Source organism: Prevotella sp. ne3005 (assembly GCF_900110085.1).
Lineage (GTDB): Bacteria > Bacteroidota > Bacteroidia > Bacteroidales > Bacteroidaceae > Prevotella.
On sequence record NZ_FOCK01000004.1, the window covers coordinates 121144 to 146116 of the forward strand.

A 24973-nucleotide genomic window follows, 5' to 3' on the forward strand; every position below is an offset into this window, starting at 1 on the left:
GCCCTCTCCTCGTTTCGAAAAGGGGGCGTGGAGAGATTGGTAGAAGCAAGGCTTAGGACGGCCTACATCAGGCAACAATCGTATAGTCCACGCCCGTATGAGCGTAAACATCCGTTGCCTTGTCTGACTGATGTGTTTCCAGAGGTCCTAATTCTGCTTCTTCAGCCTAATCAAGGATGTCAAAGACTCTTATTACTATTCCTTTATCGTTAGTTCGTTCTTTTATAGTTGTTCGCCTTCACCCATACGAACAAGTATCACATTCGGTTAACTACAAAAGAAAAAACGTGGGTGCTTAACTCATGCCTGTTCGCTGTTCGAGGCCTTCCACAGCCATAGCAAGTAAACAGACAGAGTAAACACCCACGCAGGAGTATATAGACACCCGTAAAGTGTGCTAGTGAGGACATGATTAGCCCTCGCAGCACACTACGGAGAGTATATACTACACCCCGTGGAGTTACATCTGCATTTGTCTTGACTTGCTATTTCGATTGTGGAAGTTTCGAACAGCCAAAAACAAAGCGTCAGTAACGCCTTTCAATATGTAGTGCTCCGCCCATCGGCTCCGTCATCCTCAGATGACATCACAGCCCTATGGGCAGATAGCATTTGCAAAGATACAAAAAATTCTATTATCTTATTAAAATAAGGTGTAATTTAAATCAATTTTAACCGTCTGAGGCATATAATCCCACCTAAACGGCAATTATTTCTCGCAGAGCCAGTATTCCGAGCAGCCGTTCACCATGCGATGCTTGAAGCCGAAACGATAATTATTCATCGACTTGCCCAAGACAGTGGGTGTCGCCCTTTTCGCATCAAAGTAGGCATAGCGGCTGGCAAAAGTAGAAAGGATCTCCGTGGTTCCCCACCAACGGCCCTCGCCGTCTTTCGGCTTGCGGAAGGTCTCGTTGATCATCTCCACCAGATCGACGGTACGCTGGTAAGGCACGTTCTCCTCTATCAGCGTCTGTATCTCGTCATCTTCCAGCCAGAACCGTTCCCCATTATTAAACAGATGCAAGGCCTGGGCATAGAGCTGGCGATGGTTCAGATTGTCAGTGAAGTCGATGTTCTTGCCAGCAGGAATGCCCACGCAGACGAATCGGCGGGAGCCAGTAGGATCAACCAGCGGTTGCAACTGATTGGTGGTTCCGATGAACGAGGTATAGCGCCTGTACTGCTTGATGGTCTTGCCGTAAGGCGGACGGAACTTCACATCGCTCGACGATAACAGGTACTTCAGCCCTTTCTGCATCTCCTTATAGTTCATGCATTCTGCGGCAAAGAGCAGACAAGGCAGGTTCACCGTATGCTTCGAGTCATCAAGGGTAATCTGTCCGTCAGGCAACCTCTGGGACTTATAGAACTGATAGTTCAAGCGAAGATCGAACACTTTGTCTTTTTCAGGATTCTCACGGATCATCTTTGCAATCTCCCTTAATTCAACGCGCTTTATGACCTCCTTCTTTCGCGCTATTTTCAACAAACTTACTTTCAAATAAACGTTATTTTAGTTCTACCTCTACTAAATAATCACAAACTGCCTGCAAATATACTGATTTTACTTGGTATTTGCAAGTTTTTCATTAGATTTTTACCTCTACTTTACTTCTACTAAAGTTCTACTAAACCTCTACTAAACCTCTACTATATCTCTTCAAACTGAATAAGCGTTCCTTAACCAGCAATAAGGGCACCTTATTCTGCAATAAGGATGCCTTACTTGTCAATAAGTGCCTCTTATTCTTCAGGTCATAAAGCCTCTGGCTCAGTATTTATTCCCACCTTGGGAATGTTTTATTCCCAGGCTGGGAACATTTCATTCCCAAGGTGGGAATAATTGTTACCTTTACTATAAAAGTACACAAAGCAGTAGAGGTTTGGTAGAGGATAAGTAGAGGATAAGTAGATGATTAGTAGATGTATAATTTCATCCAAACTACTAATATACATCAACTTACGCAGTATTTGTAGATGTAAACTGTATTCTCCATTATATTATACCAGCTCTAACTGTTCACGGACTACGTAGATTGACTCATTCAGCAACTCTGATGCCTTGGAAAAGCTTATCAGTTCAGATGCCAAGGCACGATAAACCAGGCTACTAAAACGATTAAACTTTTCTTCGTGGAAGGTGCTCTTCTCAACCTGTTCCCTGAATGCTTGATTCTTGTTCTTTGTAATACAAAAATACTTATAGCGCGACTCGCTAATTATGCCCAGCTGCTTTGCTTTGAACATCTGAGCTTCTACTGATATACCATAATTAGATTGAATAGCCCGAAGTTCGTTCAAAGAAATGTCGTGGCGAGATACACCCAACAACTTCTTAAATACATCCTGAGATATCAGCATTTCGTTGGCAAATAGATTGCAGAAGCGCTCAACATCCTTTTGTGGGAGAGTGTCATCAAAGTCAAGCAACAAATGTCCCAGTTCATGCATAGCGGTAAAGCGCTTACGCTCAACAGGAAAGCTTAATGGGCGGGAAATAAATCATAAAATAATTGCAGAAATTAGAGTTTTCTCTTGGAATTTCGAAAGAAAACTCTTATTTTTGCAGAAATTTCACAAATAAGCGAGTTATCTTTATGATTATCCAATTTTCTGTTGAGAATTTCCGCTCTATTATGGAGCCTGCCACTCTGTCGTTGGTAGCATCACCACTTAAAGATGCTCGCGTTGCGGCAGAGGATGTGATGTTCGACATTGACGGAATGGATGTCAGTCTCTTAAAGAGTGCTGTCATTTTAGGTGCCAACGCTTCAGGCAAGAGTAACGTTATAAAGGCTCTCGATTTCTTCAAGAGCTATATTATTGATTCATTTAAGAATCTGCAAGCTGGGGAGGAGATTGGCGTTGAAGCGTTTAAACTGAATACAGATAGTGCCAAGGCACCCAGTTCTTTTGAGATGATATTCATTCTGGATGGGTACCAATATCGTTATGGCATGGATGTCAGCCGTGAGTCTGTGCATGGCGAATGGCTGTATAGGAAAGCCTGTCGTAAGAGAGCCAAGGAGGTGGAATTGTTTTTCCGTGAAGGAGAGGAAATGAAAGTCCATACATCTTTCTCAATCGCTACTGACTTAGTGAACAGGAAGATGATACGCAACAATGCCCTCCTGCTTTCTGCCGCAGCTCAGTTTAACGACCCTACTGCAGTTCAGATTATCAATTGGCTTGGGGAAACAACCATCCTTACATGCTCTGACGAAGAAAGGATGTGGAATATGGCCGTAAATCATCTTGACGATGTAGAGATGCGGTCAAGAATCGTGGAATTTTCCAAGTTTGCCGACCTTGGTATTGAGGATATAGAGAAAAGTGACAATCACATCCTTAGCCGACATCTGCAGTATGACACAAATGGAGCGGCAAAAGGTGAAACCAGCTTCCCATTCCTGAGCATGGAATCGGAAGGAACCATCAAGTACTTCTCTATGGCTTACCCTATCATCAAGGCTCTTGACAACGGATCGAGACTTGTCATTGATGAGTTCGACTCCAAACTGCATCCGGTTCTGACAAATCGGATTATCTCTCTGTTTAATTCTCGCGAAACCAATCCACGAAACGCTCAGTTGATACTAACGGCACACGACACCAACATCCTCAGTTCTGGTTTATTCCGTCGTGATCAAATCTGGTTCACCCAGAAAAATCGATTTGGAGCCACCTCTCTCTATTCTTTGTCAGACTATAAAGTCAGAAGTGATGCTCCTTTCGAAAAGGATTATCTCAGTGGTAAATATGGAGCCACACCCATTATCGGTAATCTGGAGTCAGTATTAAGGAGGGCAGAGTGATAGTTGAGCAACTCCTACAGTTCATAGAGTAAAGATTTCTATTGGTTTCATCTTCTTGAATCCAAGCCCATCCTGAAGCGCCTTAGAAAGAGTCCTGTAGGTCAAAAACCTACGGGACTTTTCTTTTTCTCACATTTCTTTTCCTACGGAACTGCGAGTTCCCATGGTGGGAACAAAGGGGAACAAACGTCTGAATGATGTACGAATAAGATAGTTTCTGGGTAGAAGAGATGATATAAACAAAAATTAGCACCAAATTCATCGTCAATTAAAAAATATGTATTACCTTTGCAGCTGATATCAGAAATTACGATTTGATCAGATGAAAGAAACATATATTATTGGTGAGATTGGTCAGAATCACAATGGTTCTGTCGATTTGGCAAAGCTCATTGTTGACCTGGTTTCCCGCCCTATCAAGGAAGAGGCATTCGGCTTGACGTTAAAACCCATGAATGCTGTCAAGATGACCAAGCGCGACCTTAAAGAGGAGTTGGCAGATTCGCAGATGAACATGCCCTACGACTCGCCCAACTCTTTTGGAAAGACTTACGGCGAGCACAGGGCTTTCCTGGAGCTTGACGAGCAGCAGCACTTCGAGGTATATAAATATGCCAAGTCGCTGGGATTGGATTTTGTTGAGACGCTCTGCGCCAAGAAGTGTCTGGATATGCTGAAGCTGTTTATGCCAGACAAGTTGAAGGTGGCAAGCCGTGATCTGACGAACCTGCCCCTGCTGGCTGCACTGGCAGAGACGAAGATCCCCATCATCCTCTCGACGGGAATGGCTGGGAAGAAAGAACTAGACGAGGCACTGGATGTGATTACAAGGTATCATTCGGATATCTCAATCCTGCACTGTGTGTCACAGTATCCCACCCGTCCGGAGAACCTGAACCTGAACACCATCACCTATCTGAAGAAGCACTACGGACAGTATAAGATCGGCTTCTCCGACCATACCATTGGCATTTCAGCCCCAGTGGTAGCCGTGGGTATGGGTGCGGAGATTATCGAGAAGCACATTACGATCGACCGTAGGATGAAAGGTACCGACCAGATTGGTTCGCTGGGTCCCGACGGTGTGAACCGTATGGTGCGTGACATCCGCTATATCGAGATGAGCATGGGTAAGGAAGACATCTATATTGACAAGAGCGTAGAGGCCTCAAAGATTAAGCTGGAGCGCTCCATTGCCACCAGGCACACCATCAAAGCGGGCGAAACCATCACTATTGACGATATCCACATGCTCAGCCCTGGCGATGGATTCAAGTGGGATGAGAAGGATATGGTCGTCGGTAAGGTTGCCAAGCACGAGATCAAAGGCAACGAGATTATCTATCCTGATGACATCAAATAGAATTGATCATGGGAAAACTACTTTGTATCATTCCTGCAAGGGGCGGAAGTAAAAGAATTCCCCACAAGAATATCGCCCTTTTTAAAGGAGAACCTATCATCTCGTATTCCATCAAGGCAGTACAGGAGAGTGGCATTGCTGACGAGATCATGGTATCGACAGACGATCAGGCCATTGCCGATGTCGCCATCAAGTACGGTGCGAAGGTGCCCTTCTTCAGAGATGCCTCCACCTCAAACGACAAAGCAGGTGTGGCAGCCGTACTCGTAGAGGTGGTAAATGAATACAAGAGGCGAGGCATGGAGTTTGACTACGTACTCAGCGTATATGCCACCCAGCCCCTCCTGAAGCCAGAGAATCTGGTAAAGGCTTTCGAGCAACTGAGCACTACGGAGGGGGCAGAGTCGATCTGTACCGTAGAGGCATATTCCTATCCTCCCCAGAGAGCCACCGTCATTGTGGATGGCGAACTGAAGCAGTTGCACCCTGAGAACTACTATGCCCGTTCACAGGATCTACAGAAAATCTACCACGACTGTAACCAGTTCTTCCTCTTTAAGACCTATGCCCTGATGCGCGACCAGAAGCTCTATACAGAGCACACTCTGCCCTTTATCCTGGCAGAATCGGAATCGCAGGACATCGACACGATGGAGGATTGGAAGCTGATGGAGATGAAATATGATTTGATGCACCAAAAGGACTAATCTCATGAAAGTATTATTTACAGCAACAGGCTCTATCGGATCCCGTCATATCACCAACTTCTCAGAACTCTGCAAAAGCAGGGGTATCGCTTTGGAGATTGACGCCATTAGATACAGCAACCGGGTTCTGCCTGAAGCCATCGCCCAGAAGATCAGGCGAGAGATCAGAAGCGAGGCAGACCTCGACAGCCACTATGATATCCTATTTGTGACGGACGAGACCAAGACACACTACTATAACATCATGAAGTATCGTGATATCTGCGACTCGATGTTCATCGAGAAGCCCATCTTCGATACACTCGACTATCCTATCGAAGCCATCCGCCCCAAAAGGGAGGAAGATGTGTATTACGTGGCCTGTCCTATCCGTTTCACGAAATACGTAAGAAAGCTGAAGGCTTGTGTGGACAGCCATCGGGTATATTCTGCCAGAATCATCTTCTCAAGCTATATGCCGAGCTGGCAGCCTGGCAGGGACTACCGCAAGAGCTTCCGCTGTTTCAACGACAGGGGTGGTGGCGTAGATGTAGACCTGTTGCATGAAATCGACTATATGATCCACCTCTTTGGCAAACCTCAGAAGGTACATCGTGTTGCAGGAAAATTCTCACACTTGGAGATGGATGCCTGCGACCTCGCCACCTATATCTTTGAATATGGGGACAAGGTGGTGGAGATGCACCTCGACTACTTCGGAAGGGTAAGAAACCGTCAGACGGAACTCTATGCAGAGGACGACGTCGTGGTGGTGGACTTCAACAAACAGAGTTGTGAACTAAAGGCCAAGGAAGAGGTGGAGCACTACGGAGCTGACGACCATTTCTATCAGGACGAGATGGCCTACTTCCTGGACCTCTACCTCTCGAAGGGCAAGATGGAGAACATCAACACCCCCGAGATGGCTTACGAGACACTAAGCATAACAAAAGGTTTAATTTAAAACAGATACGATGATGGATTATAAAAACATGTTTTCCCTCGAAGGACGGAAGGCCGTGATTACAGGTGGCTGTGGCTATCTGGGCCGTGAGATTGTCAAAGGAATGGTTGACTACGGAGCTGACGTCTATGTTATCGACTACAAGATCAGCGAGATTGAGGATATCAGCGATAAGAACAGAATCCACTATATTGCCTGCGACTTGGGCGACACCGAGGCCATCAAGGCAGCCTTGAAGCAGGCAGCAGGTGAGGCTGGTGTCATCGACAACCTCATCACCATGGCTGCCAATCTGGGTGCTGGTGTGATGACGGATGTGGAGACGATGGACGACGCCTATTGGCAGAAGGGTATTGACGGAACAATTGGCTATACCTTCCGTACCATCCGTGAAATCATCCCCTATATGAAGAAGAGCAAGAGCGGCAGCATCGTAAACATCGGATCACTCTATGCCGTAGGTGCTCCTGACCCCCGTACTTACTTCGACACACCCTTCAACAGCACGCCCAACTACGGTGCTGGCAAGGCAGCCACAGTAGAACTGACGAAATATTGTGCTGCTTACCTGGCCAAGTATAATATCCGTGCCAACAGCGTCAGCCCTGGCTCTTTCCCTCATGAGAACGTACAGGAGAATAAACTCTTTAAAGACAGGCTGGCCTATAAGACGATGCTTGGCAGAATCGGTTACCCCGACGACTTGGTGGGTGCCATGATCTACTTATCATCAGAGGCTTCCAAGTATGTGACTGGTGTCAACATCATGATTGACGGTGGTCAGACAGCGTGGTAAGGACAGACTTCTATTTTTCTTGCAGTCGATGGAGATGGCACAGCAACAGCTTGCCATCTCCATCGCGTAGATGCATGCCATTGCCACGGCAGTAACGGAAGTATTTGCAGGTGGCACACTCACCCGTCTTCATCCACTCGTGATTGCGGTAGGGATGATAGCGGTTTTCCCATACATCCATGAAATCATCCTCATAGATATTGCCCTGATTATAGTCGGCACGGATGCTGGCACAGGCAGCAATGGAGCCATCTGCCATCACAGAGCCTACGGTGATACCTGCCTGGCAGGAGAAGAGACGGGTACGCACCTCACCTTCGTAATTGCCAAGGAAACCCTCGCATCCATAATCCACTCGGATACGACCTTCCTCCCGCGTCTTCTTCAGATACTCAAAGACACCACGAAACTCCTCATTCGTCAGCCTCATCATCGGATCAAGGGCTGCACGACCTACGGGAAAGACGGTAAAGAGACGCCAGCGTTTCACACCCTTGGAGATCAGGAACTCCTTGATATCGTCAAGTTTAGGATAATTGCGACGATTGACGCAGGTGACGATATCAAACACAAAGCCCTCAGTGGCAACAAGCATATCGAGTGCCTGGCTCACCATCTGGAAACTCTTGTCGTTACCCCGCATCCAATTATGGTCTTCCTCCAATCCATCGAGGCTGATGGCCATCGAACGGATGCCAGCCCTGAGTAAGCCTTTCCAGCGCTGGGGCGTCAGATGAAGGGCATTGGTGACCATACCCCAGGGGAAGCCCATTTCATAGATAGCCCTTCCACACTCCTCAAGATCGCGTCGCATCAAGGGCTCACCACCCGAGATGATGACAAACACCTGATGGGGATCAGTCTTCTGGGCAATGCTGTCGAGTACTCTTAGGAAGTCCTCCTTGGGCATGTCCATGCTCTCAGGCTGCATCTTACAGTCGCTGCCACAATGGCGGCACTTCAGGTCACAACGCAGGGTACACTCCCAGAAGAGCTGCTTCAGGGGATGTTCCTCCCTGATGATCGCCTCCCGTTGGCGCCAGAGTTCCAGGGCGAGTTTCTTCTTGAGGGTTAGTGGGGTTGGTTTCATTTCTTCTTCAACTTAATATCTTGTGTTATGGCAAAGGTGCCATCGCTCCAATAATCATCCTTATCGGGCTCCTTCACCTTCTTGGCGTTGTCGAAGTCAATGTCGATAGTGTCGTTCATAAAATTACCGCCATTGGCCTCGCCATCGAGATCCTCGACGATCAGTTTGAGGATGTGCTCACCTAAGAATGCCTCGCCTTCGACGGCATACTTACCCTTGCTGTCTGTCAGCGTGGAGTCAACACCGTAAGTCTCTATAAGAGTACTGTCATAACGGCGATAGACATTTTTGGCCGAGACCTTGATGCCCATTACTGCTGAGCCACTTTCGTCAGTCACCGTTCCCATGAACTGATAATCAGCATGTGGCGTTCCATACATACATATATATTCAGGATCATCAGATGACGAGCATCCATAACCAATGATTGACAGCAGAGCTGTTAAAACAGCATTGTACCAGCGATTGAATCTAACTTTCATACTTCTTCTTTTAATGGGTTCTTTCTCTAAGAACTGATGATGAGAGGAAAGCTTGCATCATATTCCGTTAATTATTCTTAATCTATACCAGATGGTCTGCAACACACCCCTCATGGAAAGGTAGATGACTAGCGAGAGCCAAAGACCATGATTGCCTAAGAAAGGCTCTGTCAGCAGATAGACAGCGAAGAAGCAGAGGGCAGAGACGAACGACGAGACGAGCATCCCTCGGGTGGCTGTAAGTCCGATGAAGACGCCATCCCAGATAAAAGCCACACAGCCTGCAGCAGGTATGAGCCATATCCACCAGAGATAGTCGCTTGAGGCTTCTATCACCTGAGGCTCATCTGTCAGGAGGCTGACAATCCATTTTCCCCCTCCTATATATAATAAGGTGTAGGCTGTAGTCACGATCAGCATCCAAAGCCAGAGCCTGTTGAGGGTTTCCCGGAAGGCAACACCATTCCTCGCCCCGTAGGTTCTGCCTCCCAAAGCCTCACCAGCATAGGCGAAGCCATCCATAAAGTAGGAGAAGAAGAGGTAGAGCTGCATCATCACCGTATTCACAGAGAGGATAACAGCCCCCTGACGGGCACCTGCTGAAGTGAAATAGAGGTTCACTGCCACCAGACAGAGTGTACGGAGGAAGATGTCGCGATTGACATTAAAGAAGACTCGGATATCGCTGAACAAACGGTCCTTACTGAAATACTGGAACAATCGCCCATAATACCTCGTCAACAGTCCCAAAGCCACGATGAAACCGGCATATTGTGCTATGACTGTACCCAAGGCCACGCCCTCTATCTTCATGCCAAAACCATAGACAAGCGTCAGCGAGGCAAGGATATTCACGATGTTCTGCATGATGGAGATAAACATCGGAATGCGTGTGTTCTGCATACCGATATACCAGCCCATCAGACTGAATAGTGCCAACGAGGCAGGCGCTCCCCAGATGACGATATTAAAATAGGTGGATGCGAAAGGCGCCACGTCGTCTGTAGGGCCTATCAGCGCAAAAGCTGCCCATTTCATCGGTATTTGCAGCACCAGCAGCAACAAAGCGATGGCTAGGGCTATCAAGACAGAGCGCACCAGCAGCCTCATCACCTCCGTCAGATCCCTGCGCCCTAAAGCCTGCGAGGTCATGCCACTGGAGCCCATACGCAGAAAGCCGAAGAGCCAGTAGACGAGATTGAAGATCATGGAGCCTACAGCCACAGCCCCTATATAGACAGGACTCCCCATATGGCCCACGATGGCCACATCGATCATCCCCAGCAATGGAACGGTGATGTTCGACACGATGGAGGGCAGGGCTATCTGCAGAATCTGGCGATCTCGGATATTCATATCGACTGCAAAGTTAATGTTTTTTTTGGCACTAACCAAAAATTTGCCTATCTTTGCACCCTGATATGATGATACTCCTGACAGTTCTGGCCTATTTCGCCGTTCTTTTCTGCATCAGCCGCTTGACGAGCAGGCGTGCTGACAACCAGACCTTCTATCGTGCCAACCGTCGTGCCCCTTGGTACATGGTGGCTTTCGGTATGGTTGGCGCCTCTATCTCTGGCGTCACCTTTGTCAGCGTGCCAGGTATGGTGCTTACATCGCAGATGACCTATCTGCAGATGTGCCTCGGATTCATCGTGGGCTATATCGTGATAGCCTTTGTGCTCCTGCCCTTGTATTACCGTCTGAACCTTACGAGCATCTATACCTATCTAGGTCAGCGATTAGGCAACCGTTCGTATCAGACGGGTGCCTGGTTTTTCCTGCTCTCCAAGATGATAGGCGCCAGCGTCAGGTTCTACGTGGTGTGTATCATCCTCCAGCAATTTGTCTTCGACCCTGCAGGCATACCCTTTATCGTGAATGTGGCGATGATGGTGCTGCTCATCTGGCTCTACACCCACAGAGGGGGCATCGCCACGCTGGTGTTCACCGATTCCTTCCAGACCATCTGCCTGTTTACTGCCCTGATACTGATCATCTTCGATGTGATGGGCCAGCTGCATCTCTCTGTCGGTGAGGCTGTTAGCGCCATTGCCGAGAGTCCGATGAGCCAGGTGTTCGTATTCGATGACTGGGTGTCGCCCCACCACTTCTGGAAGCAATTCCTGAGTGGAGCCTTTATCGCCATCGTCATGACGGGTCTTGATCAGGACATGATGCAGAAGAACCTGACCTGTAAGACCCTGAGGGATGCGCAGAAGGATATGTGTACCTATGGTGTGGCCTTCGTACCTGCCAATCTGCTCTTCCTTGCCCTGGGTGTGTTGCTCTCGATGGTGCTGGGCACAAGTCTTAAAGGCGACGAACTGCTCCCCTCTTTCATCCTCTCGTCCTTTCACCCCCTCACCCTTCACCTCTTTATCCTAGGCATTGTGGCAGCCTCATTCTCGAGTGCCGACTCTGCCCTGACTTCGCTCACCACCTGCTTCTGCGTGGACATCCGTCGACAGCCAGACAACGAGTCGTTGCGAAAAAAGATGCATGTGGTGATGTGCCTGATCTTCGTGGTGTTTATCCTCTTGTTCAGGGCATTCAACTCCACCTCGCTTATCGATGCCATCTATACGCTGGCCAGTTATACCTATGGTCCCCTGCTGGGCCTTTTCGTCTTTGGACTCTTCACCAAGAAGCAGACCAACGATCGTCTGGTGCCCTATATCTGCATCGCCTCGCCCCTTGTCTGCTATGCCCTCGACACCATCACCCAACACCTCTGGGGCTACCATTTCGGCTACGAACTGCTGATGCTCAACGGGCTGTTTACCTTCCTCGGACTGTCAATAAAAAGTGCCAAAATTTAACATTTTCTATTTGCTCCTTCTAGAAAAACAGGAAGGCTGTTTCGGGCTGAAAACAGGTCAGGTTACGGCAGAGTATACGTTTACCGTAAGCAAACCATGACTTTAGTCGGACTAAAGTATAGGTTTAGTCCGGGTAAACCCTATCTATTTCCGTAGCAAACCTGGGGCATTTTACGATGAAATCGGGGCTTTTTCAGGCTTTTTCAGGGTGTTTGGAGTAAAGAATCATGACAAGAAAAACATAACTTCCACACTATCAGCCACTTAGCAAAAAGGCTCATATTTCGCGAAATTTCGGCCTCGGATCGACTTGAGCTCTAAAACGCGATTCTCACGAGGCGGTTTGTAAAGGGTTTTTGCCTATTAGCCATACAGACATACATATACTCCGCCAGAACTGAAAACAAAGTTTTCGGCCTTTTTGACGCAATTCTCAATTAAAATATGTACCTTTGCACCCAAATTTCAAGATAAGGTATGAATATAGAAGCATTGATCAGCAAAGCTGCAGGTGAGGCCGTGAAGGCGCTCTATGGCATGGATGCCACAGAGAAGATGCTGCAGTTGCAGAAGACGAGAAGTGAGTTTGAGGGCAACCTCACGTTGGTGGTGTTCCCCTTTGTAAAGGCTGCGAAAAAATCACCTGAGCAGACAGCCCAGGAGATTGGCGAATACTTGCAGCAGAATTGTTCTGCCATTGAGAAGTTCAACGTGGTAAAGGGCTTCCTCAACCTCAGCATTGGCGACGGTGCATGGACAGAACTCCTGAGCGCCATCGACAACGATGAGCACTTCGGCATGAAGCAGGCTACGGAAGACTCACCCCTCGTGATGATTGAATACTCCTCGCCCAACACGAACAAGCCCCTCCACCTCGGCCATGTGCGCAACAACCTGCTGGGTTGGTCGCTGGCTCAGATCATGCAGGCAAACGGTAATAAGGTGGTGAAGACCAATATCGTGAACGATCGTGGTATCCACATCTGCAAGTCGATGCTGGCCTGGCTGAAGTGGGGCAATGGCGAAACCCCCGAGAGCTCTGGCAAGAAGGGCGACCACCTGATTGGCGACTACTACGTGGCTTTCGACAAGCACTACCGCGAGGAAATCAAGGAGCTCGTGGCCCAGGGCATGGACGAAGAGAAGGCCAAGCAGGAGGCTCCACTCATCAAGGAGGCCCACGAGATGCTGGTGAAATGGGAGCAGAACGACCCTGAGGTGCGCGCCCTCTGGGAGAAGATGAACAACTGGGTATATGCCGGCTTCGATGAGACCTACAAGAAGATGGGCGTCAGCTTCGATAAAATCTACTACGAGAGCCAGACCTACCTGAAGGGTAAGGCTAAGGTGGAGGAAGGTCTTGCCAAGGGACTCTTCGAGCGCCACGACGACAACTCCGTATGGGCTGACCTCACCAACGAGGGTCTCGACCAGAAACTGCTGCTCCGCAGCGATGGAACCAGCGTTTATATGACTCAGGACATCGGAACGGCTGAGATGCGCTTCCAGGATTTCCCCATCGACAAGATGATCTACGTCGTAGGAAATGAGCAGAACTACCACTTCCAGGTGCTCTCAATCCTGCTTGACCGCTTAGGCTTCAAGTGGGGCAAGGAACTGACACATTTCTCTTATGGAATGGTGGAACTCCCCAATGGAAAGATGAAGAGTCGCGAGGGAACGGTAGTGGATGCTGACGACCTGATGGAACTGATGGTGGAAGATGCCTACAAAACCTCGATGGAATTGGGCAAATTCGACGATATGACAGAGGAAGAACGTCGTGAGATAGCCCGTATCGTAGGTATGGGTGCGCTGAAATACTTCATCCTGAAGGTCGATGCCCGTAAGAACATGCTCTTCAATCCTGAAGAAAGTATCGATTTCAACGGCAATACAGGTCCTTTCATCCAGTACACCTATGCCCGTATCCGCAGTATTCTCCGTAAGGCCGAGGCAGAGGGACTCAAGCCTGCCATCACCTCTGTCGCACTCTCAGAGAAAGAGGTGGAACTGGTTCAGAAGATGAACGAGTTTGGTGCAGCTGTAGAGCAGGCTGGTAAGGACTACTCTCCTTCAGGCATCGCCAACTACTGCTACGAGCTCACCAAGGTGTTCAATCAGTTCTATCATGACTACTCGATCCTCAACGAGCCTGATGAGCAGAAGAAGCTCTTCCGCCTTGTTCTGGCCAAGAATGTGGCCAAGATCATCAAGAACGCCATGAGTCTGCTGGGCATCGAGGTGCCAGAGCGCATGTAACATATTAAAGATTCAGAATTGAAAATTGATAATTTAAATCCCCCGACAAATCGTCATGATACCGTACTTCCATTACCTTTGGAAGTACGGGCTGACGCTTGGGCTGTGGATGCTGCCTGTTCAGGCAACCCCGGGCCTATGGAATACCAGGCCATCGACCTGCAGACAGGCTATCGTGTATTCCACTATGGTCCTGTCCACGGCACCAACAACATCGGGGAGTTTCTCGCCATCGTCCATGCCCTTGCCCTTTGCTGGAATCAGGGTTTGCACGACAAGGTTATCTACAGCGATTCTTACAATGCCATCCTCTGGGTTCAGAAGCGCAAATGTAAGACAAAACTTGAGCGCAACCCCAAGACGGAACCGCTCTTCCAGATCATTGCCCGAGCAGAAAACTGGCTCAACACCCACAACTATCGTAATCCCATCATCAAGTGGGAAACGCAGAAATGGGGTGAGGTCCCAGCCGATTTTGGGCGCAAATAAGGTGGTTTAATTCTTTTTAACTAACATAACAAGCTTGCAATCTGAAATTTTTAATATATTTGCAAGCAAAATTGCAATTTGGACATTGTGTTAGTTCGCATTTAGGAAGATGACTGATATACTACTATCCAGTTTTCTGAGCTTGTTTGCCTTGTTTGGCAAGGAAGAAAAAGTTGATACGGCATGGGCTCAAGCCATGCTGGAGAATTATTTGCGGCATCATTTCGGAATCAGAAATATTGAGGCCTATCTCGGCTTTTACAGTGATTTGCGAAACGTCTATGAGATGTCGAGTAAAGGAGGCGTGGACCCACAAGTGACTGTCGACGGTATCTGCAAAGAGCTGAAAAGCAAGATTTCCCGCAATGCGGCTGCTCTGTTGCTCTTGCGCTTGATGGAATTCTGCAGTTACAAAGAAGGACATGCAGACTTCCTGTTTACCACAATGGCCAAGACACTGCAGATTCCTGATTCGCAATACAATACCTTTGTTGATTTCGTCAACAACCGTCAGAACGAGCATGTGATGATTCACCAGCTCGATGACACCCAAGGAGAACTGAAGACATTGCTGGATCCAGAAAGTGGCAACTTGCTCTTTACCTACACAGGTCCAGACACTGTGATGCTCAATGACGTGCCTGTACTCTCGGGGACTTATCAGGTGTGGATCCAGAGCAGTGTGCTGAAAGGCGCCAGTGGCAAGCCCGTCTACTATTCCACCATCCTCTCTGCCTATAAGAATGTCAAAGGACTGGACCTGGACAAGGCTGAAGAGGTGGAGTTCTGTGGGCGCAACATCAACTTCCGCTTCCCCAACAGCGATAATGGCATGCACGACCTGAGCTTTACGCTCCGCAATGGTGAGTTGCTGGCTATTATGGGTGGCTCAGGTACAGGTAAGACCACCTTACTCTCCCTGCTGAATGGCACACTGAAGCCACAGGAAGGCAGCATCACCATCAATGGCCATGATATCTCTGAACCAGCAGCCAAAGCCTTGATAGGCTACGTGCCACAAGACGATCTGCTGATTGAAGAGCTCACCGTCTATCAGAACCTGTGGTTCACGGCTAAGCTTTGTTTTGAGGGTATGAGCGAAGAAGACCTCGACAAACGCGTGATGAAGACCCTCAAAGATCTGGGTCTCGATGCCGCCAAGAATCTCAAAGTGGGCTCCGCCATCAATAAATTCATCTCTGGTGGTCAGCGCAAACGCCTGAACATCGCCCTTGAGTTAATACGCGAACCAGCTGTGCTCTTCCTGGACGAGCCTACGTCTGGCCTCTCCTCTGCAGATACCGAGAAAGTGATCAACTTGCTCAAGGAGCAGACCCAGAAGGGAAAACTGATCATTGTGAATATCCATCAGCCATCGAGCGACGTCTATAAACTCTTCGACCGTCTCTGGCTACTTGATAAAGGTGGTTATCCCGTCTTCGACGGTAATCCCATCGACGCCATTACCTATTTTAAGACGGCAGCCAAATATGCTGATGCAGAAACCAGCGCCTGCCCCACTTGTGGTAATGTGAATCCTGAAATCGTGCTGAACATCATCGATGAAAAGGCACTTAACAGTAATGGAGAGATCTCTGATGAGCGAAAGATGAGTCCACAGGAGTGGCACAAGCTTTATCTGGAGAAGAGGGCAGAGTTGCCTGAGCCTGTCGTCAAGGATGTACCACACTCTGACCAGAAGAAACCCCATGCATTCAAGCAGTTCCTGATATTCCTACGTCGTAATTTCCGTACGAAAATCACCAATGTCCAATATCTATGTATCACCCTGCTTGAAGCACCGCTGCTGGCTGTGGTCTGTGCCCTGCTGACACGTTATGCACCACCAGAAGGTTACTCCGTGATGGACAACAAGAATCTGGTGAGCTATTTCTTCATGGCAGTCATCGTCGCCACCTTTATTGGTATGAGCGGTAGTGCCGAGGAGATTATCAAAGACCGTGCACTTCTGAAACGAGAGAGTTTCCTTAACTTATCCTACGGCAGTTATATTTCCTCGAAGATTGTCTATATGGCAGGTGTTTCATTGGTACAGACCCTGCTGTTTATCCTCATCGGTAATTACATCATGGGGCTCCACGGACTGTTCCTGACTTGGTGGGTCATCCTCTTTGTCACAGCCCTCCTGTCGAGCTTGATGGGTCTGCTGCTCTCCCAGTGTCTGAACTCCGTGGTGGCTATCTACATCTCCATCCCCATCCTGTTGATTCCTCAGATTCTGCTTTGCGGACTGGTAGTCAGCTTCTCTGACCTGGCCCCCAAGAGCACCACAGGCAACGTTCCTTTGATTGGTGAAATCATTCCTTCACGCTGGGCTTATGAGGCATTAGCCGTCACCTCCTATTCTGACAATATCTATGAGGCGCCATTCTTTGAGATGGACCAGAAGAAATATGAGACACAGTTCTATAATTTCGGATATGTCAACGAGCTCCAATCACAATTGGAGACCATGAAGAGTGAACAAGAGCAGGGCAAGGAGGTTGATCCGAACCATCTGAAAACCATCCGTATCAACCTGCCACTCGTGACTTCCTATTGTGACATGGAACCTTATAAGGGTGATTACGATTACCCGTCACTTCGCCAGTATCTGAAAGATGCCGAAAAGATTCTTGTGACTCGCAGCAACACCATCTCACTCAAAGCCGACAAGCAGATTTCCGCCATGGTACGTGAGATGGGCAAGGATGCCGTATTGAAACTGAAACGTGATAACTACAACATCAAACTGGAAGACTGTGTTGCAGGGGCTGACCAAAAGAACATGCTTGAAGTCATCGACGGATACATCGTGCCACGCATGCAGACCATATTCCTCACACCGCGTAATCACTGGGGGCGCGCTCCTTTCTACAGCAGTGTGAAGATTCTGGGTAGCTGGCATATCAAGACTCTATGGTTCAACATCTCCGTCATGTTGCTCATGGGACTCATCCTCTCCATATTCCTCTTCACCGATTGGCCGGGAAGAGTGATCAGAAAGTAGAAATAATTATTTAATTCATTTATTAATAACAATCAATTCAAAAAACAATGAAAAAATTATCAATTGTCGCTGTAGCATTTGCAGCAGTCGTATTTGCAGCATGTGGAAACAAGACTGCAAACAATACTGAATCAGCCGATTCAGTAAAGAGTTTCGAACAGGAGCAGATTGAAGAGAGCATCAAGATGCACGTTGACAGTCTGGCAAGTGAGATCGGTAAGCTGAAGCAGCTTCCTTTCCTGCAGAAAGACAACGATGGTACCTTCAAGCTGACAAAGGAAGAGAAGCAGGTGAAGCCCGACTATCTGCTGAGCCCTTCTGTAGCAGAGGCTGCCACCACACTCGCAGAGAAGTATCGCGTATTGTCTGCTCTCGAAGTTGACAAGAATATTGCCAAGCTCTATGAGATGCCTCTGGATGAATATGAGAAGGCTATTGCCAAGTTGGCTGCTGATATCAACGATCCTTCTCTCAAGGTCATTGAGGATGGTACCAATGCAGCAGAGAACACACAGGCTCTTTACGATGCAATGAATGAGAACGGTCGTATCAACTTCTTCTGGCAGATTGCTGCCGCCTCTCTCGTTGAGCAGATTTATTCTGCCAGCAAGAACTCTGACAGATTCCTCGCTGCTTTCGACGACGATGCTGCTGCAAACACCACCTTCCGCCTGGTGCTGATCCTCGATGCTCTGAATCGTCTGGCTGAGTACGATCCCGAAATCAAGCCCGTTGCAGATGTCCTTTCTACCCTCGACGCACTCAACGCTACAACCGTTAGCGAGCTGAAGGCTCAGCTGGCAGAGTCTAAGGATCAGATTGAGGCTGCCCGTAAGGCTCTCACCAAGTAAGAGATTACACCTTATTAATATATATAATCCCCGGAAGTCGTCAACTTTCGGGGATTATTTTATGATAACATACTATCTGATTCTCACCATCTCTGATGGTTTCTTTCACCTCTGCCTTTGCAGGTATCCGTGGTGCATGAGTACCATCGCTGACTGTCAATCCATAGTTTGTCTCTACACGAAGCTCATCCCAAAGGTCCTCATCAAGAAACGACTGTAACGTTTTAGCTCCCCCCTCCACTATCAATGACTGGATCTGATGGGCATACAGACTCTCCAGATTCAAGGGATGAGCATGGTCGATGACCAGGCGTTTAGGGTCTGAGCCACTCCACTCACGAACATTCAACTGTGGTTTGTCTCTTTCATCCGTCACGCGACCCACAAGGATAGCATCTTCCTCTGAACGGAGTTTATGGGAGAGCATCTTGGTAAAGTCTGAAGATATCTGCGTAGGCTTGAAATGGTCGTCAATAAAACCATTAGCCGTCTGAGCCCATTTCAGGATGATATAAGGCCGTTTCTCGCGATGGAATGTGAAGAAACGGCGATTCAGTTCCTTGCACTCCTTCTCAAGAACACCCACCTCTACCTCAATACCTGCCTCACGGAGTTTACGGATACCCCGACCTTGCACTTCTGCAAATTCATCAATACAACCCACGACAACTCGACGCACCCCTTTCTTGATAATCAGATCAGCACAAGGAGGAGTTTTGCCATAATGCGAACAGGGCTCCAGAGAGACGTAAATGGTGGACTCTGGCAACAGGGCCTCGTCTTCTGCACTTACAGAAGCAAAGGCATTCACCTCGGCATGCCCCTCACCGCAGCGTACATGATAACCTTCACCAATGATACGGCCATCAGCACTCACAATCACAGCTCCCACCATGGGATTGGGCTTGGCATTCTTCTGGCCGTTCTTCGCCAACTGGATGCATCGTTGCATGTATTTCTCGTCGTTTGTCATACGCTTTTCCATTTCTTTGCCACAAAAGTACACAGAATCTCCGAAACTACAAAACATTTGAGGCAAAAAAAGAGAGGGTATGTCTATAAGACACACCCTCATCTTATATGATGCAACAAAATGTATCAATTATCTGATTATTTATTCGTTATTGGTCAGAACTCCATCAACCAAAATGGGATTCACGGTGTAGGTCCAGTCAGATGGGCTCAAAATACTAACCCACTCAGTAAATGGAGTATAAGCATCACTGATCTTGACATACTCATCAGGATAATCTGTACCAATAGGAACACATATCTTTTGTGGGGCTGAGCCTACTTTTGCTTCCAAATTATAGGTATTCTCGGCATTATTGTTGGATTTAACCGTCACAGGAATTAAATCAATACTTGCATACTTTGGCTGACCATTTACTGCTTCTATAGTGAATTCCTGATAATCAGCATGGTTCACGCCAGTATTTGTCATTTGACCAAGTGTTACATCAACATCAGCAATACTGATAGGAAGTTTACCACCATGTGCGAGAACCTTAATCTTAATCTCACCTGTCTTCATAATCCAAGCATCAAAGACAACGTCGTTGAAGTCGAAGTCGTTTGCTCCCATATCCTCACAAAGCACACGGCCTTCAGCAGCAACGGGATTAGGAGTTGTCGGAGTATATTTCTCGGCTGCAGCAATCTTAATAACCCAGAAACCTGTTTTACCATTTTGTGGTGAGGTAAAATAGAAACCTAAGAAATCTCCATAAATGCTTTGGGCATCATTCTTATGATAAGAAAAATCGGGGAGGAAATAATAATCATAGTTATAATAATAACTAGTTTGGCCCTTCACCTTTTCTTTCATCTTTACACGGAATATTTTATTGCCATTTTGGGGGTCGCCATTACCACCCATATCAGTCATCAAAGTTGTACAAGCAGCAGTTGTATTCATTTCAGCGAGGAAATTTATAGATTCTGCTGTGATCTCAACATCGTATTCTTTTTCGATTTGGAAATCTGTCTCGTTCTTTCCAGCATTGAAATTTTTAACTTCCTCCCAGGCTTTGCTATTTGAGTTATAAGCCTCCAGACATACGATATCAACCTTAACATTCTTAGGCATATCTACATGCTGTAACCAATAATTCTTAAACTCCATATTGAGAGTCTGAGAAAGGTTGGTATTAAATGCAGCTTGCACAGCATTGGCAGCAACTCCTTCCTTGGTTCTTCTACCATGTGTGAAGTTCTCTGGAATAATCCACACCTCATGAGTCTTGTCTAAAGATGTACGTGTTAAACTACGACCTGTGGTCTGGTCGAAACCCCACTTATGACCACTAGCGATGGTACCAAACTCCTTGGTAAATGCCTGATCATAGTCAAAAGATCTCTCTTTTTCTACATGCTTCTCATCGTAAACAGTCTCATGAGAACATGCGGCGAATGCAAAGCCCATTGTCAGCAATGCCATTCCTTTAAACATAATTTTCTTCATACGTGATTATTATAAAAGATTTTAATAAAAGTTTTTGTGCAAATTGTTTGCGGTTGATTAAGGCCGTTTTTGCCTTTGTGTTTGCAAAGGTACATATATCACGTACATTATTATATATTTAGGATGTTTATTTACGTTTTTTTAACTTTATGACTCTTTTGGTCATTTCGATAAAAATGTATATCTTTGCAGGCGCTATGTCATACGAAGCACTCTGGCACAGACTAACACCCATTTATGATGCTGGCGAGGCGAAGGCTATCGTCCGCTGGTTACTTGATGTGCGTTTTGGACTATCAATGGCGGATATTCTTTGTGATAAGATGAAGGAATTATCCAAAGAGGACCAAAAAGCATTGGAGAGGATGATGCAAAGACTCGAAAGTGGTGAGCCCATACAATATATATCAGGTGTAGCTGACTTCTTTGGGCGATCCTTTCATGTGGCACCAGGGGTGCTGATTCCTCGTCCAGAAACGGCAGAACTCTGCGAATATGTGCTTTCCTGCAGAAAGAGTGAAAAGAAGATCCTCGATATCGGCACAGGGAGTGGGTGCATCGCCATTACCTTGGCTTTGGAGATACCTGAGGCTAAAGTCACAGCATGGGACATCTCCGACGATGCCCTTCTGATTGCCCAAGAGAATGCCAAAGCCCTAGGTGCGAACATCGCCTTCGAGAAAAGAGACATCCTGGATACCTCTCTTTCCACTTCGCAAACATGGGATGTCATCGTGAGTAATCCGCCTTATATAAAACCAAAAGAGCGCAATGGAATGGAGAAAAACGTTCTCGACTATGAACCCCACCTCGCCCTCTTCGCACCAGAGCAGAACCCTATCATCTTCTACCAGCGCATTGGCGACTATGCCTGGCAGAGCCTCAACCATGGTGGACAACTCTTCTTCGAACTGAATCCCTTGACAGCTGATGACGTGGAGAGCTATCTTAGCAACCTCAGATTCTCAGACATCGAGATTCGCCAGGACCAGTTTGGTAAGCAACGATTCCTTAAAGCTAAAAAGATATGAAAAAAGAAATGAACGAGCAAGAAGCCTACCTGCAATTAGCAGCACTTTGTGCCCAAGCAGAGCACTGCGAACAGGAGATGCGCGACAAGATGAAACGTTGGGAACTCGATGAAATGGTGCAAAACCGCGTAATCGATCGTCTGACAGAGGAGCGATATATTGATAATGAGCGTTATGCCAGAGCCTTCGTCAAAGACAAGATCCGCTACAACAAATGGGGACGGCGAAAGGTGCAGCAAGCCCTCTGGATGAAACGCATCGATACCGACATCCAGCAACGGGTGCTCGATGAAATCGACGAAAAAGAATATCTTGACGTGCTTCGCCCCCTGCTGAAGCAGAAACGCAAGAGCATAAAAGCCGGGAATGACTATGAACTCAATCAGAAACTCGTGCGCTTTGCCCTTAGCCGAGGCTTCACGTTCGACATCATCCGCCAATGCCTGAACGTCGATGAGATCGATGAATATGAGGAAGATTTCTAAATCGAAAGCCAAATGATCATTAGTTTCTGGCGACGTCTACTCGACTTGATATCCCCACGACTCTGTGTGGTCTGTGGCCATAGGCTGACAGTTACGGAAGAAGTCATCTGTACCAAGTGTAACTTCCATTTGCCCAGAACCGATTTCCACCACAATGCCTACGAGAACGAGATGGCCAAACTCTTCTGGTATCTGATACCCATCGAACGGGCTACGGCCTATTTCTACTATGAGCCCCATTCCAGCACGGCCAACATCATCTATCAAATGAAATACAAGGATCATCCTGAAATAGGTGAGGTTATGGGGCGGATGATGGGAAAAGAACTGATGCCATCAGGATTCTTCGATGGAATCGACGGAATCATACCCGTTCCCTTGACGAAGAAGCGCCAACGCCAACGAGGTTACAATCAGAGTGAAGAGATAGCACGAGGTATCAGCGAGGTTACTGGCCTCCCTCTCTTCGGCAAGGTCGTCAAACGTGTGAGCTTCAAAGGCAGTCAGACCAATCTGGGCCGTTGGGAGCGCAATGAGAACGTAGAGAAAGTCTTCGAACTCATTGATGGCGCAACGATTCAAGGCAAACATCTCCTCGTCATCGACGATGTGGTAACCACAGGTGCCACCTGTATAGCCTGCTCCAAGGAACTGGTAAAGGCCAACAATATCAAAATCAGCATTCTTTCCCTCGGCTTCGCCAAGAGCTAACGGTAATCGTGAGGTTTACTCCGGGTAAAGTGGGAGAAAGGTACGGGTTTACCTATTATTCAGAAACAACTTAACTGCCTGGGGGGTGAGATAGGGTCTGATGGCGGCATAAGGGATAGTGAATTCCGGTTTGCCTGCTGCGTAGTAGGAAATCTCGTAAGGCTGATAAACGAACTTAACACCTTTTACCGTCAGGTATGGCTCTGAGTCGGGCAGAGGGAGTTCATCAATGCTGCCACTATATGAAACAAGTTCTTGCAGGAGATCATCGTCGCTTATAGGCTCCTGACCCTCAGTGCTGAAATACTTTCTCAGGCCTTCCTTGATAAAACGCTTGAACTCAGGAGAGTCAGTGCCCTTCATCATGTCGTAGCCAAAGGTCTTCCCATTGCTCTTGCTAAAGGTTACGCCTGTTTCGAAACCTATGCCATGAAGGCCGCCTGTGTAATGACCTCCCGACGTCATGAAGGTGATGAAAGCGTTGGTTTCATAGCCCCTTTCCACAGACTTATAGTAATACAGCTCAGATACATCCTCCAGATCAGCATCGCCACACATCTCCACGAAATTACCATACATAATTTCTCCGTTCTTCTTGATCATCGCTTTTCCATCGTCCAGCGAGCCATCATAAGCCCCACCCAGAAAATCGTTGATAAACCCACGAACGACTTTGACCAATGTGTCATCGCCTTCCACTGGATAATCTGCCAAGAGGTTAAAACTATATTTGCCCTCCTCTTTAGAATAGGATAAGGTATCTGTCTTTAGCGAATCTTTGCGCAAATCATCACTTGTCTCTGGAGCAATGGTATCCACCGCTACAGAGTCCTTACTATCAGCAGGGCGAGTTTGGCCCTTGCTATTGCAACTGATGATGGCCATCATACCAAGGATGGCAAATAAAAGTTTTTTTCTCATTGTAGTGCAAAGGTAAGGCATTTTTTGGAAATATCCAAATAAATTTGGTATTTCACTCACTAATTTGTATCTTTGCACCCAAATTAAGTATTACGTTATGGACATTAAGAATCAATTAGCAAGAAAGCTGATGGACATCAAGGCCATCAAGTTGCAACCCAACGACCCGTTTACATGGGCCTCTGGTTGGAAGTCACCCATCTACACCGACAATCGTAAGACGCTGTCGTTTACCGACTTACGTTCGTTCGTCAAGTTGGAGTTATGTCATGCCATTCAGGAGAATTTCCCTGAGGCAGAGGCTGTGGCAGGTGTGGCAACAGGCGCCATTGCCCAGGGTGCATTGGTAGCCGACCAGTTAGGGCTGCCGTTCTCTTATGTCCGTCCAAAGCCGAAGGATCACGGTATGGGCAACCAGATTGAGGGCGAAATCAAGAAAGGTGCCAAGGTGGTGGTAGTAGAGGATCTGATCTCTACTGGCGGCTCTTCGCTGAAGGCTGTGGCTGCCTTGCGTGAATATGGTGTAGAGGTTGTTGGCATGGTGGCATCGTTCACGTATGGCTTCCCTGTGGCAGAAGAGGCTTTCAAGGAGGCAGGTGTGAAGCTCATCACATTGACCGACTATGAGCATGTGGTGGAGGAAGCTGCCAAGACTGGTTATATCAAAGAAGAGGAGAAATCTGTTCTGGCTGAGTGGCGCAAGAGCCCCTCAACGTGGAAACAATAAG

General features: G+C 47.5%; 22 protein-coding genes. 14 read left to right on the forward strand and 8 right to left on the reverse strand.

Going from position 1 to position 24973, the window contains the following annotated elements; genetic code table 11:
• Window positions 1-709 precede the first annotated feature (709 nt).
• A complete protein-coding gene (locus BMY16_RS07020; RefSeq protein ID WP_139207157.1) occupies window positions 710-1504 on the reverse strand; it encodes a VapE domain-containing protein in 795 nt (264 codons plus the stop codon).
• 500 nt (window positions 1505-2004) lie between these two features.
• The gene (locus BMY16_RS07025; protein ID WP_262987325.1) at window positions 2005-2502 is read right to left on the reverse strand and encodes an ImmA/IrrE family metallo-endopeptidase; all 498 of its coding nucleotides are present in this window, start codon (window positions 2500-2502) and stop codon (window positions 2005-2007) included.
• Between the two features lie 98 nt (window positions 2503-2600).
• Between BMY16_RS07025 and BMY16_RS07030 the strand changes: the two genes are divergently transcribed.
• From BMY16_RS07030 to BMY16_RS07050, 5 genes are all read left to right on the forward strand, one after another.
• Window positions 2601-3818 carry an AAA family ATPase gene (locus BMY16_RS07030; RefSeq protein WP_091841202.1) on the forward strand — a complete coding sequence of 406 codons (1218 nt, stop codon included), beginning with the start codon at window positions 2601-2603 and terminating at the stop codon, window positions 3816-3818.
• 322 nt (window positions 3819-4140) lie between these two features.
• Entirely contained in the window at window positions 4141-5181 is a 1041-nt protein-coding gene (locus BMY16_RS07035; RefSeq protein WP_091841203.1) for an N-acetylneuraminate synthase family protein, read from the forward strand.
• An 8-nt stretch (window positions 5182-5189) separates the two neighbouring features.
• Window positions 5190-5888: a pseudaminic acid cytidylyltransferase gene (gene pseF, locus BMY16_RS07040; protein ID WP_091841205.1), complete on the forward strand. Its 699-nt coding sequence runs from the start codon at window positions 5190-5192 to the stop codon at window positions 5886-5888.
• Window positions 5889-5892: 4 nt separating this feature from the next.
• Window positions 5893-6831 carry a Gfo/Idh/MocA family protein gene (locus BMY16_RS07045; protein WP_091841206.1) on the forward strand — a complete coding sequence of 313 codons (939 nt, stop codon included), beginning with the start codon at window positions 5893-5895 and terminating at the stop codon, window positions 6829-6831.
• Window positions 6832-6841: 10 nt separating this feature from the next.
• Complete coding sequence (locus tag BMY16_RS07050; protein WP_091841208.1) at window positions 6842-7627, forward strand: SDR family oxidoreductase; 786 nt, start codon at window positions 6842-6844, stop codon at window positions 7625-7627.
• Window positions 7628-7637: 10 nt separating this feature from the next.
• Here the strand turns inward: BMY16_RS07050 and BMY16_RS07055 are convergent, their stop codons facing one another.
• Genes BMY16_RS07055 through BMY16_RS07065 form a run of 3 tightly spaced genes read right to left on the reverse strand, consistent with a single transcriptional unit; the run spans window position 7638 to window position 10555 of the window.
• Window positions 7638-8717: a TIGR04133 family radical SAM/SPASM protein gene (locus BMY16_RS07055; protein ID WP_091841209.1), complete on the reverse strand. Its 1080-nt coding sequence runs from the start codon at window positions 8715-8717 to the stop codon at window positions 7638-7640.
• Complete coding sequence (locus tag BMY16_RS07060) at window positions 8714-9199, reverse strand: radical SAM-associated putative lipoprotein (protein ID WP_091841211.1); 486 nt, start codon at window positions 9197-9199, stop codon at window positions 8714-8716. The genes BMY16_RS07055 and BMY16_RS07060 overlap by 4 nt, the downstream gene beginning before the upstream one ends.
• 57 nt (window positions 9200-9256) lie before the next feature.
• Window positions 9257-10555 carry an MATE family efflux transporter gene (locus BMY16_RS07065; protein ID WP_091841212.1) on the reverse strand — a complete coding sequence of 433 codons (1299 nt, stop codon included), beginning with the start codon at window positions 10553-10555 and terminating at the stop codon, window positions 9257-9259.
• 65 nt (window positions 10556-10620) lie between these two features.
• On the opposite strand from BMY16_RS07065, the gene BMY16_RS07070 reads away from it, so the two are divergent.
• From BMY16_RS07070 to BMY16_RS07090, 5 genes are all read left to right on the forward strand, one after another.
• The gene (locus tag BMY16_RS07070; protein ID WP_091841214.1) at window positions 10621-12021 is read left to right on the forward strand and encodes a sodium:solute symporter; all 1401 of its coding nucleotides are present in this window, start codon (window positions 10621-10623) and stop codon (window positions 12019-12021) included.
• Between the two features lie 477 nt (window positions 12022-12498).
• A complete protein-coding gene (gene argS, locus BMY16_RS07075; protein WP_091841215.1) occupies window positions 12499-14283 on the forward strand; it encodes an arginine--tRNA ligase in 1785 nt (594 codons plus the stop codon).
• Window positions 14284-14301: 18 nt separating this feature from the next.
• Window positions 14302-14772, forward strand: a complete 471-nt coding sequence (locus BMY16_RS07080; RefSeq protein ID WP_091841217.1) for an RNase H family protein — start codon at window positions 14302-14304, stop codon at window positions 14770-14772.
• A 109-nt stretch (window positions 14773-14881) separates the two neighbouring features.
• Window positions 14882-17782 carry an ATP-binding cassette domain-containing protein gene (locus BMY16_RS07085; protein WP_091841218.1) on the forward strand — a complete coding sequence of 967 codons (2901 nt, stop codon included), beginning with the start codon at window positions 14882-14884 and terminating at the stop codon, window positions 17780-17782.
• 47 nt (window positions 17783-17829) lie between these two features.
• Window positions 17830-18633, forward strand: a complete 804-nt coding sequence (locus BMY16_RS07090; protein WP_091841220.1) for a hypothetical protein — start codon at window positions 17830-17832, stop codon at window positions 18631-18633.
• A gap of 40 nt (window positions 18634-18673) precedes the next feature.
• Here BMY16_RS07090 and ribD read toward each other — a convergent pair whose 3' ends face one another.
• Together ribD and BMY16_RS07100 are read right to left on the reverse strand one after the other, a co-directional pair.
• The gene (ribD, locus tag BMY16_RS07095; RefSeq protein WP_244512966.1) at window positions 18674-19618 is read right to left on the reverse strand and encodes a bifunctional diaminohydroxyphosphoribosylaminopyrimidine deaminase/5-amino-6-(5-phosphoribosylamino)uracil reductase RibD; all 945 of its coding nucleotides are present in this window, start codon (window positions 19616-19618) and stop codon (window positions 18674-18676) included.
• Window positions 19619-19747: 129 nt separating this feature from the next.
• The gene (locus tag BMY16_RS07100) at window positions 19748-21097 is read right to left on the reverse strand and encodes a hypothetical protein (protein WP_139207158.1); all 1350 of its coding nucleotides are present in this window, start codon (window positions 21095-21097) and stop codon (window positions 19748-19750) included.
• A gap of 197 nt (window positions 21098-21294) precedes the next feature.
• On the opposite strand from BMY16_RS07100, the gene prmC reads away from it, so the two are divergent.
• The 3 genes from prmC to BMY16_RS07115 are packed head-to-tail and all read left to right on the forward strand — an operon-like array spanning window position 21295 to window position 23324.
• Window positions 21295-22128 carry a peptide chain release factor N(5)-glutamine methyltransferase gene (gene prmC / locus BMY16_RS07105; protein ID WP_091841223.1) on the forward strand — a complete coding sequence of 278 codons (834 nt, stop codon included), beginning with the start codon at window positions 21295-21297 and terminating at the stop codon, window positions 22126-22128.
• Window positions 22125-22613, forward strand: coding sequence for a regulatory protein RecX (locus BMY16_RS07110; protein WP_091841225.1), 489 nt, complete (start codon window positions 22125-22127; stop codon window positions 22611-22613). Before prmC ends, BMY16_RS07110 begins: the two co-directional genes overlap by 4 nt.
• Window positions 22614-22625: 12 nt before the next feature.
• Window positions 22626-23324: a ComF family protein gene (locus BMY16_RS07115; RefSeq protein ID WP_170836036.1), complete on the forward strand. Its 699-nt coding sequence runs from the start codon at window positions 22626-22628 to the stop codon at window positions 23322-23324.
• 48 nt (window positions 23325-23372) lie between these two features.
• Here the strand turns inward: BMY16_RS07115 and BMY16_RS07120 are convergent, their stop codons facing one another.
• Window positions 23373-24245 carry an RsiV family protein gene (locus tag BMY16_RS07120; protein WP_170836037.1) on the reverse strand — a complete coding sequence of 291 codons (873 nt, stop codon included), beginning with the start codon at window positions 24243-24245 and terminating at the stop codon, window positions 23373-23375.
• Window positions 24246-24342: 97 nt separating this feature from the next.
• Between BMY16_RS07120 and pyrE the strand changes: the two genes are divergently transcribed.
• Window positions 24343-24972, forward strand: coding sequence for an orotate phosphoribosyltransferase (gene pyrE, locus BMY16_RS07125; protein ID WP_091841228.1), 630 nt, complete (start codon window positions 24343-24345; stop codon window positions 24970-24972).
• The last annotated feature ends 1 nt before the right edge of the window (window position 24973 follow it).

What these genes read in the sequence shown, in the direction of transcription:
- BMY16_RS07030 (WP_091841202.1), top strand. Translation starts at nt 2,601, where the DNA reads ATGATTATCCAATTTTCTGTTGAGAATTTCCGCTCTATTATGGAGCCT.
- BMY16_RS07035 (WP_091841203.1), top strand. Translation starts at nt 4,141, where the DNA reads ATGAAAGAAACATATATTATTGGTGAGATTGGTCAGAATCACAATGGT.
- pseF (WP_091841205.1), top strand. Translation starts at nt 5,190, where the DNA reads ATGGGAAAACTACTTTGTATCATTCCTGCAAGGGGCGGAAGTAAAAGA.
- BMY16_RS07045 (WP_091841206.1), top strand. Translation starts at nt 5,893, where the DNA reads ATGAAAGTATTATTTACAGCAACAGGCTCTATCGGATCCCGTCATATC.
- BMY16_RS07050 (WP_091841208.1), top strand. Translation starts at nt 6,842, where the DNA reads ATGATGGATTATAAAAACATGTTTTCCCTCGAAGGACGGAAGGCCGTG.
- BMY16_RS07055 (WP_091841209.1), bottom strand. Translation starts at nt 8,717, where the DNA reads ATGAAACCAACCCCACTAACCCTCAAGAAGAAACTCGCCCTGGAACTC.
- BMY16_RS07060 (WP_091841211.1), bottom strand. Translation starts at nt 9,199, where the DNA reads ATGAAAGTTAGATTCAATCGCTGGTACAATGCTGTTTTAACAGCTCTG.
- BMY16_RS07065 (WP_091841212.1), bottom strand. Translation starts at nt 10,555, where the DNA reads ATGAATATCCGAGATCGCCAGATTCTGCAGATAGCCCTGCCCTCCATC.
- BMY16_RS07070 (WP_091841214.1), top strand. Translation starts at nt 10,621, where the DNA reads ATGATGATACTCCTGACAGTTCTGGCCTATTTCGCCGTTCTTTTCTGC.
- argS (WP_091841215.1), top strand. Translation starts at nt 12,499, where the DNA reads ATGAATATAGAAGCATTGATCAGCAAAGCTGCAGGTGAGGCCGTGAAG.
- BMY16_RS07085 (WP_091841218.1), top strand. Translation starts at nt 14,882, where the DNA reads ATGACTGATATACTACTATCCAGTTTTCTGAGCTTGTTTGCCTTGTTT.
- BMY16_RS07090 (WP_091841220.1), top strand. Translation starts at nt 17,830, where the DNA reads ATGAAAAAATTATCAATTGTCGCTGTAGCATTTGCAGCAGTCGTATTT.
- ribD (WP_244512966.1), bottom strand. Translation starts at nt 19,618, where the DNA reads ATGGAAAAGCGTATGACAAACGACGAGAAATACATGCAACGATGCATC.
- BMY16_RS07100 (WP_139207158.1), bottom strand. Translation starts at nt 21,097, where the DNA reads ATGAAGAAAATTATGTTTAAAGGAATGGCATTGCTGACAATGGGCTTT.
- prmC (WP_091841223.1), top strand. Translation starts at nt 21,295, where the DNA reads ATGTCATACGAAGCACTCTGGCACAGACTAACACCCATTTATGATGCT.
- BMY16_RS07110 (WP_091841225.1), top strand. Translation starts at nt 22,125, where the DNA reads ATGAAAAAAGAAATGAACGAGCAAGAAGCCTACCTGCAATTAGCAGCA.
- BMY16_RS07115 (WP_170836036.1), top strand. Translation starts at nt 22,626, where the DNA reads ATGATCATTAGTTTCTGGCGACGTCTACTCGACTTGATATCCCCACGA.
- BMY16_RS07120 (WP_170836037.1), bottom strand. Translation starts at nt 24,245, where the DNA reads ATGAGAAAAAAACTTTTATTTGCCATCCTTGGTATGATGGCCATCATC.
- pyrE (WP_091841228.1), top strand. Translation starts at nt 24,343, where the DNA reads ATGGACATTAAGAATCAATTAGCAAGAAAGCTGATGGACATCAAGGCC.